This is a genomic window from Streptomyces sp. AC555_RSS877 (genome assembly GCF_019049245.1).
In the GTDB taxonomy this organism is placed as follows: domain Bacteria; phylum Actinomycetota; class Actinomycetes; order Streptomycetales; family Streptomycetaceae; genus Streptomyces.
Genome location: NZ_JAGMUK010000212.1, coordinates 1 through 380, shown reverse-complemented (window position 1 = coordinate 380; position 380 = coordinate 1). Strand labels below are relative to the sequence as shown.

Here is a 380-nt window from a genome sequence, read left to right as displayed (position 1 = left end):
GGAGCGGGCAGCGCCTTACGGTCCAGCTTCCCGTTCACCGTCAACGGCAACTCATCCAGCACCACCACCGCCGACGGCACCATGTACTCCGGCAACCGCCCCGCCGCAAAGTCACGCAGCTCGGAGCTCGTCACCTCACCGACCAGGCCAGTCGGCACAGCGTCCTCGGCCCGCACCGGCACGACGTAGGCGACGAGGCGCTTGTCGCCCGGGGTGTCCTCCCGCACCACCACCGCCACCTGCCCGACGCCTGGATGCCCAGCCAGAACGGACTCGGTCTCGCCCGGCTCGATCCGGAAACCACGGATCTTCACCTGCTCATCCGCACGGCCGACGAACAGCAACTGCCCCTCCGCCGTCCAACGGGCACGGTCCCCCGT

Annotated in this window: 1 protein-coding gene; it reads right to left on the bottom strand. The window is 69.7% G+C overall.

Features of this window, described 5'->3' with window-relative positions; translation table 11 throughout:
* On the bottom strand, positions 1-380 hold a 380-nt coding region (locus KUM49_RS49465; RefSeq protein ID WP_254402639.1), incomplete at both ends, for a hypothetical protein.